At 31.4% G+C, this 17613-nt stretch carries 15 protein-coding genes and 1 other RNA gene; 6 read left to right on the top strand and 10 right to left on the bottom strand.

Features of this window, described 5'->3' with window-relative positions; genetic code table 11:
* The first annotated feature begins 2 nt into the window (after window positions 1–2).
* The 3 genes from creD (at window position 3) to JL193_RS13120 (ending at window position 2455) form a co-directional block, all read left to right on the top strand.
* Entirely contained in the window at window positions 3–1382 is a 1380-nt protein-coding gene (creD, locus tag JL193_RS13130) for a cell envelope integrity protein CreD (RefSeq protein WP_207971231.1), read from the top strand.
* 76 nt (window positions 1383–1458) lie between these two features.
* Window positions 1459–1818 (top strand): ribosomal maturation YjgA family protein, encoded by a 360-nt coding sequence (locus tag JL193_RS13125; RefSeq protein ID WP_207971230.1) that lies wholly within the window; start codon window positions 1459–1461, stop codon window positions 1816–1818.
* Window positions 1819–1822: 4 nt separating this feature from the next.
* Complete coding sequence (locus JL193_RS13120; RefSeq protein ID WP_207971229.1) at window positions 1823–2455, top strand: DUF1361 domain-containing protein; 633 nt, start codon at window positions 1823–1825, stop codon at window positions 2453–2455.
* Between the two features lie 9 nt (window positions 2456–2464).
* Here the strand turns inward: JL193_RS13120 and JL193_RS13115 are convergent, their stop codons facing one another.
* The 3 genes from JL193_RS13115 to JL193_RS13105 all read right to left on the bottom strand — a co-directional run bounded on the left by JL193_RS13115 (window position 2465) and on the right by JL193_RS13105 (window position 4270).
* The gene (locus JL193_RS13115; protein WP_207971228.1) at window positions 2465–2689 is read right to left on the bottom strand and encodes a DUF3820 family protein; all 225 of its coding nucleotides are present in this window, start codon (window positions 2687–2689) and stop codon (window positions 2465–2467) included.
* A gap of 101 nt (window positions 2690–2790) precedes the next feature.
* Complete coding sequence (locus JL193_RS13110) at window positions 2791–3996, bottom strand: NAD(P)-dependent oxidoreductase (protein ID WP_207971227.1); 1206 nt, start codon at window positions 3994–3996, stop codon at window positions 2791–2793.
* A gap of 58 nt (window positions 3997–4054) precedes the next feature.
* On the bottom strand, window positions 4055–4270 hold the full coding sequence (locus JL193_RS13105; RefSeq protein ID WP_207971226.1) for a hypervirulence associated TUDOR domain-containing protein: 216 nt from the start codon (window positions 4268–4270) through the stop codon (window positions 4055–4057).
* Between the two features lie 355 nt (window positions 4271–4625).
* On the opposite strand from JL193_RS13105, the gene ssrA reads away from it, so the two are divergent.
* Window positions 4626–5020: a transfer-messenger RNA gene (ssrA, locus tag JL193_RS13100) on the top strand.
* Window positions 5021–5103: 83 nt separating this feature from the next.
* Here ssrA and JL193_RS13095 read toward each other — a convergent pair.
* Window positions 5104–5427 (bottom strand): hypothetical protein, encoded by a 324-nt coding sequence (locus tag JL193_RS13095; protein ID WP_207971225.1) that lies wholly within the window; start codon window positions 5425–5427, stop codon window positions 5104–5106.
* A 377-nt stretch (window positions 5428–5804) separates the two neighbouring features.
* Here JL193_RS13095 and JL193_RS13090 point away from each other — a divergent pair, with 377 nt between their 5' ends.
* Window positions 5805–6071, top strand: coding sequence for a helix-turn-helix domain-containing protein (locus tag JL193_RS13090; protein WP_207971224.1), 267 nt, complete (start codon window positions 5805–5807; stop codon window positions 6069–6071).
* Complete coding sequence (locus tag JL193_RS13085; protein ID WP_207971223.1) at window positions 6071–6805, top strand: Fic family protein; 735 nt, start codon at window positions 6071–6073, stop codon at window positions 6803–6805. Before JL193_RS13090 ends, JL193_RS13085 begins: the two co-directional genes overlap by 1 nt.
* A 70-nt stretch (window positions 6806–6875) precedes the next feature.
* Here the strand turns inward: JL193_RS13085 and JL193_RS17520 are convergent, their stop codons facing one another.
* From JL193_RS17520 to JL193_RS13055, 6 genes are all read right to left on the bottom strand, one after another.
* Window positions 6876–6977, bottom strand: coding sequence for a helix-turn-helix domain-containing protein (locus JL193_RS17520; protein WP_367890046.1), 102 nt, complete (start codon window positions 6975–6977; stop codon window positions 6876–6878).
* 460 nt (window positions 6978–7437) lie between these two features.
* Entirely contained in the window at window positions 7438–8865 is a 1428-nt protein-coding gene (locus JL193_RS13075) for a glycoside hydrolase family 125 protein (protein WP_207971222.1), read from the bottom strand.
* A 136-nt stretch (window positions 8866–9001) separates the two neighbouring features.
* A complete protein-coding gene (locus JL193_RS13070) occupies window positions 9002–11209 on the bottom strand; it encodes a GH92 family glycosyl hydrolase (protein ID WP_243456902.1) in 2208 nt (735 codons plus the stop codon).
* 90 nt (window positions 11210–11299) lie between these two features.
* Window positions 11300–13744, bottom strand: coding sequence for a hypothetical protein (locus tag JL193_RS13065; RefSeq protein WP_207971220.1), 2445 nt, complete (start codon window positions 13742–13744; stop codon window positions 11300–11302).
* Between the two features lie 8 nt (window positions 13745–13752).
* Window positions 13753–15255 carry an alpha-L-fucosidase gene (locus JL193_RS13060; RefSeq protein WP_243456755.1) on the bottom strand — a complete coding sequence of 501 codons (1503 nt, stop codon included), beginning with the start codon at window positions 15253–15255 and terminating at the stop codon, window positions 13753–13755.
* An 18-nt stretch (window positions 15256–15273) separates the two neighbouring features.
* Entirely contained in the window at window positions 15274–17607 is a 2334-nt protein-coding gene (locus JL193_RS13055) for a GH92 family glycosyl hydrolase (RefSeq protein WP_207971219.1), read from the bottom strand.
* Window positions 17608–17613 lie beyond the last annotated feature (6 nt).

The following is a 17613-nucleotide window of genomic DNA, read 5'->3' as shown; positions in this document are numbered from 1 at the left end:
CTATGGACACAAACAACAATCAACAAGGAAAATTTGGCAAATGGGCAAAAACATCCATTACTGCAAGAATGATTATCGTAGGAATTTTAGTACTCGTTTTAATGATTCCATTATCATTTATCGAAAGTTTAATTACAGAACGTAAATTTAGGCAACAGGAAGTTGTGGGAGAAATTAACCAAAAATGGGGAGAAGAAGTTTTACTTTATGGTCCTATATTAAAAGTTCCTTATAAAGTTTATCATACAAAATATGTAATGAATACTGACACTAAAAAATCAGAAAAAATTACTTCTTCAAGTACAAAATATGCTTATTTTTTTCCAGAAAAACTAAAAATTAATTCAACAATAAACCCAGAAGAAAAAGAGAGAGGGATTTACAAAACTGCCGTTTATAAAAGTAAAATTGATATAAATGGTAGTTTTTCTACACCAAATTTCTCTGAAAAAGAGATAAAAAATGAAGATGTTTTATGGGATAAAATACATTTGGTGGTTCAAACTTCGAACCTAAAAGGAGCAATTAGTTTGTTCGAAATAAAAATGAATAAAAACCAATATCCTTTAACGTCTAAAAACTTTAAAACCAAGAAAAAATACAGATCAAATGTAATTAACCTAAATGAATTAGAAAGTAATAACATTTTAGAAACGGATACTCCAAAAGAAAAAGAAGTTTCTTTTTCTATGACTGTAGAAATGAAAGGAAGCAAACAAATTCAGTTTATTCCGATTGGAAAAGACACTGATGTAAATATAAAATCCGATTGGAAGGACGCTAATTTTATAGGAGAATTTCTCCCTTATAATTCAGATAAAATTATTGAGGATGGTTTTGATGCAAAATGGAAAATTTTAGATATCAATAGACCTTTTTCTCAACAATATTTTAGTGGAATTCCAGATTTAACTGAATTTGCTTCTGGAGTAAACTTCTTGATTCCTGTTGATGAATATCAAAAAAGTGAACGTTCAGCCAAATACGGATTTTTAGTCATCGGTTTAACTTTCTTAATCTTCTTTCTAATACAAACCATGAGTAAAATAAACATTCACCCATTTCAATATTTAATGATTGGAATTGCACTAACAATGTTTTATACTTTATTAATTTCAATTTCCGAGCATAGTAGTTTTTTTAAAGCTTATATAATTGCAGGAACTGCTGTTGTTTTATTAATTACAGCCTATTCTAAATCAATTTTAAAAACACTAAAATTTCCGCTTTTTATAGGAATTTCTTTAGCAGCTTTATACACCTTTATTTTTGTAATTATTCAGTTAGAAAATTATGCATTATTGGTTGGTAGTATTGGTTTATTCCTGATATTGGCTGGGGTTATGTACACTTCAAGAAAAATCGATTGGGAGAATAATTAATAGTTAGTTGGTTGATTAGAGCAAAACCCCTACTTCATCTTTTTGAGGTTTTGCTCTTTTTTTTTAAAAAAATATTATGAAATTTAATAAAAATTACTTTCTAATTTTTACCTTATTGCTCCTATCAGAAATCGTAATTGCCACATATGCTCATGGTTTTATAAGGCATACTTTTGGTGATTTTTTAGCGGTGATACTTCTTTACGCTTTTGTAAAAAGTTTTATAAACATTTCTGCAAATAAGGCAGCTATAATCGTTTTAGTTATTTCTTTTGGAATTGAATTTTTACAACTTACGAGTCTGCAAAATTATTATCCGTTTGAATACCAAAAACTTTGGAAACTGGTCTTAGGAACTTCTTTTAGTGTTGGAGATTTAGTGGCTTATTTCTTTGGATTCTTGACAATAGTTATAGTTGAAAACAACTTAAAATAGTGTTATGAAGTATCTTAAAAAAATATCCAATATTCACTTTTTAATCTTGTTTTGCTTGTTTCTATTTATAGTTCGAGTAAAACTAACGGGTTCTTTATTTTTTGGCTTCTTACTTTGGAATCTTTTTTTAGCAATGGTTCCTTATCTAATTTCTTTAAAAATTAAAAGGCTAAATTTCGAGAAAATCACTAAGCCCAAATTGATTTCCCTATTGTTTATTTGGTTGATATTCTTACCAAATGCACCTTACATTATTACCGATTTTATTCATTTACATCATATAAAATCGACTTTAGTATGGTTAGATCTTTTTATCATATTCGCATATGCATCAACAGGATTATGTATTACAATACTCTCATTATTTGATGTTTACAAAATAATTAAACAAAAATGGAATTTAAAATACGCAAATTACTTTTCTTATGCAGTTACTTTTTTATGCGGATTTGGTATTTATTTAGGCCGATTTTTACGCTTGAATTCTTGGGATATTTTTACAAACCCAATTACCGTTCTCAAAAAAAGCATGTATAGTTTTAACGATGCCAAAACTTGGTTGGTAACTTTTGGTTTTGGAACGTTTATTTACTTACTTTTTTCCATTTGGAAAACGCAAGCAAACGCTCATTCTTAAAAAATTTACTTACTTAATTTTACGAATCAAACCTTCTAAACCATTCATTTTCAATTCGTAAACCAAATGCATTTGTTTCCCCAACTTTCCTTTCGGAAAACCTTTACTATGATACCAAACGATGTAATGTTCTGGTAAATCGATTAATAATGTGCCTTTGTATTTTCCAAAAGGCATTTTCATTTTTGCTAAATCTAACAAAAATTGCCTGTTTTGAAGATTATTCTCTTCCATATATTTTTTAAAATAAAAAAATGTTTTAGGTTTTTAATTTCAGGTTTCAAGTCCTGCGTAGTTTTGTCTTATGTCAAACAGTCTTATATCAATTTTAAAAACTATTCTTTCCCATCTACATAATCTTGTAAATACGAAAAACGTGCTGTTAATTTTCCGTTTTCTGTTATTTTTGCACGTTCTAAAACCCCATCTTTATCGTTATTGAAAAAAGCCGGAATTACATTTTTTAAAAACATTTCTCCAAAACCTTCGCTGGCATCTTTTGGCAATTCGCAAGGTAAATTATCTACAGCCATTACAACAATGGCATTATTGTCTTTAAAATTTACTTCGGTTTCTGTGCTTGGATTATAACCATAAATTGGTTCTGCAATTGTAGATGCTCTTATGGTAGAAGCGACTGGACCATCGATATCGCAAGAAATATCTGCCACAAATTTAATGTTAAAGTCTGCAGATTTTGCATCTTCTCTTGTAAATAAATAAGGTGCGCCATCTCCGTAAAAATGCCCAGCTATAAAAAAGTCTGTTACTTTTGCGAATCGCATAAAATTAGATTCGTATTTTTCTGGATGGTTATAAAAATCGAAATTGTCTATAATTTTACCATCTGTACGTTTGTTATAATCTAAAACATCTGCCAAACAATAGACAGGTTCTTGATAAGTATTGTTTAAATACTCTTCTACTGTAACTTGTAAAATATGCATTGCATCTAACATTTCTTTGGCTCCGTAAGCTACTTTACCATTTCCTGTTAACAATATTTTTAGGTTATTAAGTTTAATATTTTGAAGCTGTTCTATTAATTCTTGCTGGTTGTATAAAGTTGTTGCTTTTGGCAACTGAAAATTACCTGTTTTTAAACCCATGGCTCTAAAACCGTTGTAAGCACCAACGATTCCTGCATAACGCCCGAAACCAATTAAACGTGCTCCGTTTTCTTTTACAATGGTTTCGTGGTCGAATAATTCGATGTTTTTATCTAAAATCGCTTTTAATAAAGCTCTGTTATAAGGTTGTTTTTTTATGGTATGACTAAAGAAAAAATATTTTTTATTCGGAATTAAATGTTCAATGGGTACTTCTTTTACTCCCAACAGTACATCACAATCTTCTATATTTTTAGAGACTGGTATTCCTTCTAGTTTATATGCTTCGTCTGAAAACACACGAATATCTGAACTTTCTACTTTTAATTTTGCTTCAGGGAATTTTTCTTGAATTTTTTTTAATTTTTGTGGAGAAAATACAACTCTTCTATCTGGTGGATTTTTGCGTTCTTTAATAATACCAAATTTCATATTTATTATTTTAATTGGTTCGAAGATATTTGTTTTTTAAGGGGCTTGCAACAATATTTTAAGAATCTACCTTGTTTACTTCACTTTCGAGTTTTAAAACATAATCACCATCATTCTGTTGAACATATAAGGCTTTATTTCCTTCTTCTCCTTTTCTAGTAACTTCTGTTCCTTTAATGGTTTTAGTGGTTTCTTTTGTATAGGTTTCTTTTACTTTACCTTCTGCTGTTCCTCTACCCCATTCCCAGCTTACTTTTGTTCCTTTTTTAATCATAATTTTTTATTTTTTTTTGACGTTTAAAGTTAATCATTTTATCTGTGTTTTTGTCTTAATTATTCTTTAAAACTAGGTTGTTAAAGTTATAACTTTTTGTACTTTTGCAAACCGCGTTAAGGATAGAGCGACCTGTTTGAGTTCTTTTGTGAAATGATAATGGAACAAAAAACGAGTAGCGAAAGCCTGCCTTTAGTTTTAAATGCTTTTAAAACAAAGGAACGCCCAAATTATTGGTATTATTTTTGATGTGAATAATTGTGTTCTTTGAAAAAATAAAATGGATGTTGAAAAGTTCCTGAAACAAGTTCTGGGTTTGTTCAATTACGCAAAATAAGTTTTGCTATTTCATTAAGGGGACGACTGGTTTTGACAGCAAGGTCAGTGAATTGGTAAGCATATCGAGTTATGAAATAACACTCGTTAAACCTAATTTCAACTTTTTAAACGGCGAAGATAACTACGCTTTAGCTGCATAATCTGAATTAATAGTAAGATTAGCCTCGGCACACAAGGTGTGCAAGCTTTATGTCCACGAAAAGCCTTGGTTTATGGCGTTTCATTTTTGGGCATCGTAAAAATAAACATAGAAAATCTGTAGCTTTGGCAGGTTTTTGAAACTAAAGAAGCTAAGTTTAAGGTAGGTTGTTCTTAATCAGCCTTAAATCGAAAACCAAGTAAGAACTAAATATGTAGAAAGCTAATTTGTTGCTTGTTTGGACCCGAGTTCGATTCTCGGCGTCTCCACAAATAACCCTGTAAACATTTGATTTATAGGGTTTTATTTTTTTATGTAAATTTAGATGTAAGTAGCATTGATTTTAAGAACACTTTTATTCCTCTTTATACATTTCAACTGATACCGCATTTCTCAATTCTTTTAATTCGTTTTTAACTTTTTCATTTAAACGAAAACTATGCTCTACATTTTCAAGGCTGTCGTTTGCTCTGTCAATAAAAATAAGGCCGCATTTTTTACCTGCTAAAGCACATTCTCTAAAAAACTGAAAACGATTTCTTAAAATGGTTAAAGCATCGAAACTGTTTTCATTTTCAAAATCCAACATCCATTCCAAAAATTGTAATCCGTTTTGTATTAAAGTGATTCCTTGCAATAACATTAATTTGTTTTCTGTGTCCAAATTGTCTTTACTCATAATTTTAAAATTTTTAAGGTTTATACTAAATTGAAATACTTTAACTTTTCTTCTTCACAAAGTGAGGTAACTAATTTTTTATATGTATCCGTTAGGTTTTCTAAAATATTTTCTAACTTTTTTTAAGTTTCTCCAAGATTTGTAAACTTTCATATCGTTAGAATACTCAAAAAAATATCCGTTGCATTGACGTTTCTTGCTATTTTATTTGCTCTTTCATGTGATATTGATTTTATTATTATAGTATCACTAATTAATCACCCTACAAATATAAGCAACATTATAACAATATACAAATATTACTATAATTTTATTTAAAATAAATTAGTGTTGTTATAATTTTATTATATTTGTAAAAAATAAAAACTGATAAAACAATGAATGTTTTAAGATTAAAAGAGGTACTAAAAGAGAAAGGAATTTCAGGCAAAGGGTTATCTGAAAAAGTAGGTGTAACTCAAGCAACAATTTCAAATATCAGTAATGGTAATCATTTCCCAAAACCAGATTTATTATTACAAATTGCAGAAACGTTAGATGTAGATGTAAAAGACTTATTTAATAGTACTAAAACTAACAAAGACCCCAAGGCAGAAATGCAAAGTATTATCAATCAGTTAGAAACTTTAAAGGCTAAATTGTAATGAGAAAATATGCTGAATTAGATGTTTTAAAAGACCATTTGAATGAATATCGTAAAAACGAACATCAAAAAGTAACAAAGGCTTTAGAGATTGAATATACTTATGAAAGTAACAAAATTGAGGGCAATACTTTAACGCTTCAAGAAACCGCTTTGGTTATTGAAAAAGGTTTGACTGTTGGAGGTAAAACTTTGAATGAACATTTAGAAGTAATTAACCATACTCAAGCAATAGACTATATTAAAGAACTCGCTCAAACCAAAAATACAATTACTGAAAGAGATATTTTACAAATTCATAGTTTAATATTACAAGGAATTGACAAGCCGAATGCTGGAGTTTATAGAAAAGTACCCGTTATAATAAGTGGTGCAAAACACAAACCACCTCAACCCTTTTTAGTTCCAAAACAAATGGAAGATTTAATGCTATGGTACAACGAAAATAAAACGGTATTGCATCCTGTTGAGTTATCTGCTGAAATGCATGAAAGACTGGCTACTATTCATCCTTTTATTGACGGTAATGGTAGAACGTCAAGACTATTAATGAATTTAATTTTGCTTCAAAATGGTTACCCTATTGCTATTCTAAAAGGCGACGACAAAAGTAGATTAGAATATTACAACGCTCTTGAAATAGCACAAACAGAAAACAACAAAAAAGTATTTATTGAATTGATTGCTAAAAATATAAAAGATACTATTGAGCGTATTTTATCAATATTTGAATAGTATTACAATCTTTTAACCTTGACAAACCTTAACATTAAGTTGAGGTTTTTTTTTAATTTATCTTTGCAATTTATCTACCTGAACTATCTAATAAATTTGAAAGACCTCCTGTTTCATAGCCTTTAATCCAATTGCCTATGGTGGTTGGACCTATGCCAAGCTTCTTTGCGATTGCATTACGATAGATATACTTCCCGGACTTTATGTAGTATAATTTTTAAACGATCTCTTCGTAATTCTGTAGTATTGTACTTATATAGTTTCCGCAATTCAATAGATTCTTCTTTAATAGATAAAGTGATTTTCTTTGGCATATTGAAAGACAATAAATATTACCTCGAATTCAAAGTTTAAATAGTGTCAGTTAATTACTTTAAAAAATAACTTTTGCCCTAGGTATAAAATTACTATCTAGTGCTAACATAATTCCTTATTTTGAACAAATTAAAAATAAATCAATAGATAAAGTTCGTCAAGATGGGGTTAGACGTAGGGATAAGAAATATTGAAATATAAGAAGCGTATTACTCGGCGTCTCCACATCATAAAAACCTCAATTCGTATTGAACGAATTGAGGTTTTTAATTTGTAACTATTTTAAGGAAAGTCGCTGTAAAATTTAAATATTTTTTCTAATATTCTTTAGCCAACAAACTTCTTTTCTCGTTATAAATCTTTAAAATAAGTTCGCCAAATAAGGTATTTGCCCAAGCAAACCAATCTCTGGAATAATTATTTGGATTATCTTTATCGAAACCTTCGTGCATAAACCCTTTTCCTGCATGCGTAGCTTTTAGCATTTTTAGGCATTTCTTTATTTCTGCATCATTTGTACTTGTCATCGCTCTTAAAATAATACCCATAGGCCAAATTTTGTTTTTACCTGTATGCGGACTCGCTTGTCCTTCTGCCAAAGCGCCTTTTAAGAAATACGGATTGTTATCGCTTAACAAAAACTTTCTTGTTCTTTTGTAAATCGCATCTGTATTTTTATGAGCTCCTAAGTACGCCAAAGACATTAACGAAGGCACATTGGCATCGTCCATAAATAATTTATTGCCAAAACCATCTACTTCGTACGCGTATATTTTTCCAAAATCTAAATGCTCTGTTACTGCATATTTTTGGATAGCACTCTCTACTTCATCTGCTAATTTTTTACACGCATTTGCAAATTTTTTATCATTAAAAGCAGTGCTATAAATATCGTGTAATTGCCTTAAAGATACAACTGCAAAAATATTAGACGGAATTAAATAAGGATACATTGTAGCATCATCCGAAGGTCGAAACATAGAACAAATTAACCCATTTGGTTTTACTGGTCTTCCTGTTCCATTAAAAGGTGGAGCATCTATTACAGAGGTGGTTTCTCTGCTAAATACATATTCCGATTGATTGTTTTTTCGCTGTTCGGTCTTAAAAGTTTTTACAATCGACCTCATTGCTTTATCCCAATTTGCATCGAAAATACTTGTGTCTTTTGTAATTTGATAATATTCGTTTGCCAAACGCACTACATAACATAAAGAATCTATTTCCCACTTGCGTTCGTGAACTCCAGGAAGCATTTGTGTAATATCTGATTTCCAGTGAGATATTCTCGTTTTATCTTTAAAAAAAGCATTTGCGTAAGGGTCTAACAACACACATTTTACTTGCCTGTTTATTAAACCTTTAATTAGTTCTTTTAACTTTTTATCTTTTTTGATTAATGGCATATAAGGCCAAACTTGGGCTGTTGAATCTCGCAACCACATTGCATCTATATCTCCTGTGATAACAAATGTATCTGGTTTGCCATCAATAATTTCAAAATCTATGGTCGTGTCTAAAGTATTGGGAAAACAGTTTTCAAAAAGCCATGCTAATTCTTTATCTTTTATCTCAGATTTTACTTCTGTAATTACGTTTTCTACGGCTTTACTTACAAATTTTCTGTCTGCTAATTTTGGTCGCAGACTTATGAATTCTTTTTGAGTTGTAAAGATGTTTTGTGGCAATAAGGTGGTTCCTGCTAATAGTAGAGAAGTGTTTGATATAAAATTTCTACGTTTCATGTTTTTATGGCTTTTTTTAATTTGAAAAGTATCTTACATCATCTATAAATTGAACTTACCACACTAAAACGTCTTTTTTTACTTACTACAAAAAACAATTGTTTTCTTTTATTGTAAATTCAAAAAAGTAATGGTATTATTTCAACATAATTTTTAGAATATTTCCGTTCACTAATTTATCATGGGAAATAAAATAACTTTTATGTCTTTTTTCATTGATGTAAATACGTTTTATATGTTTTGTGTTTTTATCGTTTTCTGAAGCATTGGAGATAATTACCAACCGGTTATTTTTGTAGTATCGGTTATCTAAATGAATGGTTATTTTATCGAAAACAGGTCTTGTAATCGCGTACAATGGTTCTGCTGGCGAACTCGGATAAATGCCCATCATGCTATAAATTAACCATGCAGACATGGTTCCTGTATCGTCGTTTCCTGGCAAACCAGCTGGTTTATTCGTAAAATATTCTTTAATTAATGAGGTTACACGATCTTGTGTTTTCCATTCGTATCCTTTCGTGTAATTGTACAAATAAGGGTAAATAATATCGGGCTCATTCGCCATATCGTATTGTTTGTTCTCAAATACCTTATCTAATTGTTTTACGAACGGTTTTTTACCTCCCATAAGTTTTATGAGTGCTTTCACATCGTGCGAAACCATAAATGTATATTGCCACGAATTGCCTTCGATAAATCCTAAATTTTTTTCAAAATTTGCTCCTGTATCTGGGTTAAATGGCGCAAACCAAGAGCCATCATGGTTTTTAGGTCTTAATAAATTAAACTCTTTATCAAACAAATTTCTGTAAGATGTAGCACGTTTTAAAAACAGTTTATAATCTGCTGTTTTACCCAATTCTTTGGCCAATTGCGCAATTGCAAAATCGGTTATATTGTATTCTTGTGTTGTGGAAACCGAACCACTTTTTGTGGTGGTCGTGGTTAAATATCCTTTCTCTACATAATCTTTAATTCCAGGACGAAGTGGATTATCTTTTAACTGTGTCGCACTTTTTCGCATAGCTTCGTATGCTTTTTCGATATCGAAATCTTTAATTCCGCGTAAATAAGTATCTGCCAATATAATTCCTGCTGGATCGCCAACCATGGTTGTGGTTTCTGTGGCATTTAACTCCCACTTTGGTAACCAACCGCTTTCATCATAAATATTTAGCATGCTTTTTACCATATCTGATTGTTGTTTCGGATAAATTAAAGACATTAAAGAATGTAAACTTCTATAAGTATCCCAAAGAGAAAATACCGTAAATCGTGTACCTTGGGTGGTTTGTGTTTCTCTTTTTGCCATACTTGGGTATTCTCCATTGTAATCGTTTAAAGTATTCGGATGAATTAAAGTATGATACAAAGCTGTGTAAAAAATAGTTTTATCGTCTTTTGTTCCACCTTCCACTTCAATTTTAGATAATAAATGATTCCATTGGGCATTTGTAGTGTTGTAAATGGTCTCAAAAGAAGAATTTTGAGTTTCTTTTTCTAAGTTTTCTCTGGCATTTTTAATACTAGTATAAGACACCCCAATTTTAACTTCTACAGTTGTAGGTTTTTTAAATCGATAGGTAAAATAACTTCCAATACTATCTCCAAGCACTTCTTTTCTGTAATTTTTATACAAACGTGTTTTTCCATTGTACCCCATCCATTGGCCTTCTAAACCCTCGTATTTTTTGGGTTTTTTCCAAATTCCAGATTCGTTTGCAGGTTTGCTAAATTTTGCTACGAAATATACTGGATATGCTTCTTCTGGCTTGTAGTAACAGAACGAACCTACATTTCGAATTCCTTCAATTTCGGTATCCGATACAATTTTTAGCATGCCTCCTTCTTCATTTGTTAAGCCAACACCTAAATTGATTAATATATTTGATTGTCCTGCTGGAAAATGGTATTTAGAAATTCCTGTTCTTGTAGAAGCTGTGGTTTCGACTTTTACATTGTATTTATCAATTGTATTGCTGTAATATCCTGCTTTTGCAACTTCATTTGAATAGGTAGAGCCGTATTTTAAATAGTCTGTTTCTAATGCTCCAGTGGTTGGCATGGTTAAAATAACTCCTAAATCTGGGCAACCAACGCCGCTTAAATTTACATGAGAAAAGCCTGTTAAAAACGTATTCTCGTGAACATAAGGGTTAGAAAGCCATCTGCTATCTTTTTCATGTGGCAAATTAGGAGCGCCAGCAACATTAAAAGGCGACACACTAACCATACCTCTTGGTGCGATGGCGCCAGGATTTGTTGCTCCGTAGTTAGAGGTTCCAATAAACGGATTTACATATTGTATAGGTTGTTGTGCTTGCACCAAACAAGACCACATAATAAATAATACTGTAAATATAGGTGGTCTTAATTTAATTAAAGAGCTGTTTTTATTCAATTTATTTGTTAAATCCATTTATTAAAAATTCTACTTTGTTAGCAATTTAGGTTCTCCAATAGTTTTAACCTCTATGATGATTTCCGATTTATCGTCACTTAAAAAATCGCAATCAACCGTTAACGAATGGCTTCCTTTCGAAACATTAACATTTTTAATATCTAAATCTATTGTTTTAATCACATTCCAATTTTTATCAAATAAAGTACCTTGTTTACCCCCTTCGTATCTAAATATTTGTTGGTTAGTAAGTGTTATGGGCAATTTTATTTTTTTATAATTGTCTAATTCTATAATAATATTTCGACACTTAGTTGCTTCTGCTAACTTAATCGTAAACACTAATGGTTGTTTTTTTGACGTATTTTTAAAATTAAAAGTTGAGTATAAAGGTTCTCCTGGTTGTCTTACTTTTTTAGAATGCTTAAATATGTCGATTGCAATTGGAAATAAATTCCATGAGTTTTCTGAAACAGGTGCTAAATGATACTCGTTTTTTAAATCTTCCATTTCTTTCTTTAATTCTGAAGGAAAAACACCTGCCAATCTGGCACGTTCCCATTGTTTTACCAGTTCTAGAATCGCGTTAGATTGCCCGTGTTTTTTTAATGTTTCTTTAGAGGTTATAAAGGCATAACCTGCATCAAAAGCAGCAGTTCTAGAGAGCATCCACTCCATATCTTCGAGACTAATTTCTGGTGTCATTCTAAACCAACCTAACATACCTGGCATATAGTTTCTTCTAAAATATGCTTGATTTTTCATACGGTATTGGGTTTGACTTTCTCGAAAATTTGCATACCAAGGTTCGCCCCAATTCATTCGTGTGTATAAGTGCCAAAAAAAATGAGTGGTTCTACTAGCATCGATTATTAAGCCATCTTTTAAATCTTCGGATAAATTATTATACCATTCGTAAGGCATCATGGTTTCTCCATAATTACCTAGTCCTGTAGATTTGTTACCTTCTAGACCATCAAAAGAAATTTGTTTCATCCCAGTTTTATTATACAGGTTTGCGATGTTTTTAGAAAGTTCTTTTGTTAAACTTGTATTCGATAAAAATACTTTGTACGGATGGTCTAACAATTTTGCAATTGGTGTATTAGATTTGTGTTGAAGTATTTGGGTATTAAATGCCCCTCTTTGGCAATCTAATAGCTTCCAAGGTTTTTTCTCTGTTACACTTCCGTATCTAATTAATTCGTTACCAATTCGAACAGTTCTTAAATTATTGTTTTTAAATTGATTAAAAAAGTCTGGAGATTCGATGGCTATTTCTGTTTGTTTTTTATCGATATCGCTTGTAATTATTGAACGCCCTACTTCTGCCAGTCGTTTATCGGGTATAGGTGTTACATAAGGATCGTTGGTTGTAATAAAGTTAGAAAGGGTATGACCTCCTATAGAAATTCCTTCTTTTTTAGCTTTTTCTACACAGGCTTTCATGCCATCATATCCATTAGGAAATGCTTCTTTGAATAACTGAAAATGCCCCCAGCTTTCAAATGTTTTTCCATAATGGTATAAATGTTTTAGCCCGGCTTTTTTTGTAACTTCAATAGCATCATCAATAGTTTCTTCATTAAAATTCATTATAATATATGCTGCAGCAGCCTCTGGTGCTGTTTTCATCCATTGGCCATTTATGGTTGGATGTGGAAGCCCTTCTGCAACTTCGATAGCACCTATGGTTTGCAAAGCCTCTTCTGTAGGCACCCCAAAAAATGCTATTTTAGAACCTATTACTCCTCCATCATCATATTTAGGAGCAACAAATTTGGTATGCCCTAAGTTTTCGATAATTCTATCTTTATCTCTATTTCTACAATAAGTTTGCAAACTCGACCCTGTTTTGGTTGGTTTTGCTGCTTCTATTCGATACAATACATGGCTTTTTCCTTCTTGGCCCATATCTGTAACATCTTCTTGTGTAAAAATGTCGAATTCTGGCATACAATCATTTTCATTATAAGGAAAACCGCCTAGAGTTTTTATATTTAGTGCTTGAACTCCTAGGGCAAATTTATCGTTTCTAACAACTCCAATAGTTTCTCCAATAGTTTTATTAATGGTGGTATAATAAGGCCCCCAGGTTATTAAATCTACCTCTTTGCTTCCATTTATACCAACTAATTCGAAAGTAAAATACCTCTCTTTTCTAATGTATTTAATTTGGGCCTGAGTGTTTGAAGGATATTTTAAAGTAATTAGATCTTCATTTATTTCCATCGATATTGGATGCTCGAATACATCGTTAATTCTTATGGACATTAAATAAGTTGGGTTACTGGTATCTAAATAATTTTCGCTTTTCGTTTGATCGAAAATTCCTATAAAACTTCCGTTTTTATGAAATTCGAATTGTATTAAATTATTTTTTGATGTTAGTTTTATATTATTTTCTGTGCAAGAAGTAATGATAAGAGCAAAACCTAACAGAAATAAACAGGTGAGTTTTAAAGAAATTTTCATTTTTAATTTTATTTATCTATTGCATCAATTTTAAATGTCCATGCATATTTTGATGTTGGGTTTCTTCTTAACGATCTTGGAATAAAAACTTTAAAGCCTTCGTTTTGTTTTACCCATTTTAATCTTTTTTTAGAACCTAACATGCTAATTTTTGTTCCTTTTTTAGGGTTGATAGATTTTACCACGATTTCTGATGGCATTTCGTGTTCTTCTTCTGCCGCCAAATAAAATAAAAACACGTTTCCTTTTTTGTTTTGAGTCATGCAAATATTATTCTCTTTAAAAGGTGCAATTGGTGTTGTTCCGTAAATTGCAGTACTGTTTACTTTCATCCAGTCGCCATATTCTTTTAATAAATCGTAAGCTCCTTGTTGCCACTCGCCTTCTGGACTTGGCGCAACATTTAATAGTAAATTACCTCCTTTAGCCACAACATCTACAAGTGTATGTATGCCTTTTCTACCACTCATATATTTTGCATCTGGTGTGTAAGACCAGCCACCTCCAGAAATAATACAAGATTCCCAAGGGTAAGGCAATGTTTTTTCTGGCACTCTATTTTCTGGAGTTAAATAGTTTTGATTTTTTCCATGAACGGCTCTATCTACAACAATTAAACCCGGTTGTTTTTTGCGAGCTTTTACCACCAACTCATCCATTTTAATGTCTTGATTTACAACACGGTGCTTAATAAATCCATTTCCTGATTTATTTTCGATAAACTTCGCTTTGTAAGCCTTTTTAATTTCTTCTTTTGTTACTTTCGCAACCCAACCACCATCTAACCATAAAATATCTACTTTTCCGTAATCGGTCATTAATTCTAAAATTTGATTGTGTGTAAAGTCGATAAATTTTTGCCATTTTTCTGGATATTCTGCAGGATTGTAGTTTACGTTTCTATCTTGAGGAGGAAAATAAGGGCTCCAATAATTTTCGGTATGCCAATCTGGTTTAGAGAAATAAGCACCAATCCACATATCTTCGTTTCTAAATGCGTTAAAAATTTCTTTTGTAATGTTTGCTTTTGGGTTTGTACTAAAAGCACATTCTGGGTCTGTTACTTTATAATTTGTATATTTCGAATCGAACATCGAAAATCCGTCATGGTGTTTTGTGGTAAAAACCATGTATTTCATTCCTGCATATTTCGCTGCTTTTGCCCATTTTTCTGGGTCGAATTTTACAGGATTAAAAGTTTTTTTTAAGCCTTCATATTCTTTTTTATATTCGAAATAATTTTGAGGATTCTTTCCTTTTTTTCTTTCGCACCAACCATAATCTTCTGGACAAAGCGACCAAGATTCTACAATACCCCATTGGCTATATGTACCCCAATGCATTAAAAGACCAAACTTTTTATCTTGCCATTTGTTTAATTTTTTTAAGACCAAAGGATCTGTTTCTGGAACATAACGTTCGTCTTCATAAATAGCCTGAGCCAGTAAACCGTTTTGCATTAAAACGAATGCTATTATTAATTTTAGAACTCTTTGTTTCGCTTTTTTCATCTGTTTTTAATTTATTCTTTAGTTCGTTAGTTGCTTTTGATTACTTAATGAGTAAGGAACAGCCTTATTATTGATTGCTCTTTTTTTGTTTGGAGTGGCATTCATCTTAAACTCTAATTGTCCTCCATTTTTAATGTCTTTATAATTGATGTAATTGAGGTTCCACTCTGCTCCATTTAACAAGATCTTTTCTATAAATACATTTTTCTTGGAGTTGTTGGAAGCAGAAATTACAAACTCATTTCCGTTCTCTAACTTTAAAGTTGCTTTTTTAAACAACGGACTTCCAATAACATATTCGTTAACCCCTGGAGTAACAGGGTAAAACCCTAATGAGCTAAAGACATACCATGCAGATGTTTGCCCATTATCTTCGTCTCCACAATAACCATCTGGTGTGGCACTGTATAATTTTGTTAAAACATCTCTTATTTTTTCTTGTGCTTTATAAGCTGCATTTGTGTAATTATACAAATAAATCATGTGTTGAATTGGTTGATTACCATGTGCATAATTTCCCATATTTGCAATTTGCATTTCACGGATTTCATGGATGGTAAAACCGTAGTAAGAAGCATCGAAATTTGGTGGCATTGAGAAAACTTCATCTAATTTTTTTTCGAAATTTTCTTTTCCGCCCATTAAATTAAGCAAACCTTGTATGTCATGAAAAACCGACCAAGTATAATGCAAACTATTTCCTTCTGTAAAGGCATCGCCCCATTTTAAGGGGTTGAATGGTGTTTGAAAGGTTCCGTCTTTATTTTTACCACGCATTAAATTGGTAGAAGCATCAAAAAGATTTTTATAATTATTGGACTGCTTGTAATATTTTTTAGCAATTTGTGTTTTTCCCATTTTTTTTGCCATTTCTGCAATGGTAAAATCGGCAAAAGCATATTCTAAAGTTCTGGCTGCATTCTCATTAATACCAACATTATAAGGCACATAACCTAATGTATTGTAATAATCTACTCCTGCTCTACCTACCGAATTTACAGGTCTTCCCTCATTTACAGTTGCGTTTTTTAGAACCGCTTCAAATAAAATATCGACGTCTTTTTCTTTGATATTTCCTTTTAAAAAGGCATCTGCAATAATGGTTGCAGAATTAGAACCCACCATACAATCGCGATGTCCTGGACTTGCCCATTCTGGCAACCAACCCGATTCTTTATAAGCATTTGCCAAACCTTCCATAATATGGCTATTTAGTGTTGGGTACATTAAATTAAAAAATGGAAAAACCGCTCTAAACGTATCCCAAAAACCATTATCTGTAAACATATAACCTGCTAAAACCTTTCCATTATAAGGGCTATAATGCACAATATTTTCTGCGACATCGTATTCATAAAATTTTCTCGGAAATAGTAAAACTCGATATAAACAAGAGTAAAAGGTTCTAATATTATCTATATTATTATCTTCAATTTTAATTCTACTTAATTCTTTTTGCCACACTATTCTTGCTTTTTCTTTGGTATTTTTAAACGAATTATCGCCAATTTCTCTTTTTAAATTTAAAGCCGCTTGCTCGTGACTTATAAACGATGAAGCTACTTTTACGTGCACTTCTTCTCCTTTTTTGGTTTTAAAACCAATAATTGCGCCTACATGTTTTCCTTGGCTATTTGTTGAATTCTTGTTCAAAACCCAATCGTCTTTCCATGTATGATTTATTTCAAAATCTTTATCAAATTCAGCAACAAAATAATTATGAAAATTATCTGGAACTCCTCCACTATTATTTCTACAGTACCCAATAATTTTTCTTTCTTTCGGAAGAATTTTCACCATAGATCCTTTATAAAAAGCGTCTAACATAATGTATGAAGAATCTGATTTTGGGAATGTAAATTTAAAATGAGCTGCTCTTTCGGTTGGCGAAACTTGTACTGTTACATCGTAATCTGCTAAATAAACACTATAATGGTTGGGTTTTACAATTTCTGCTTTGTGCGAAAAATAAGAAGCCCTTTCTTCTTCTTTATATTTTAACTTACCAGTAACAGCCATTAAAGAAAACGCAGCATAATCGTTAATCCACGGACTTGGTTGATGTGTTTGTTTGATGCCTCTAATGGTTTTATCGTCGTATTTATACGCCCAACCATCGCCCATTTTTGCAGTTTGTGGTGTCCAAAAATTCATTGCCCAAGGTGTTGCAATTGCAGGATAGGTATTTCCATTAGACAAACTAAAATCGGAATCTGTTCCCATTAAAGGATTTACCAAATCTACCAAATTGGCGGTTTGTATATGATTGACTGTCTTATTGTTATTTTTTGCGCGATTACAAGACAGTAATAACAATCCAATAAAAAATATGTAGCACTTACTGCATTTCATACATAA

The sequence above is a fragment of the Polaribacter batillariae genome (assembly GCF_017498485.1).
Lineage (GTDB): Bacteria > Bacteroidota > Bacteroidia > Flavobacteriales > Flavobacteriaceae > Polaribacter > Polaribacter batillariae.
This window is presented reverse-complemented; position numbering and strand designations above follow the sequence as displayed.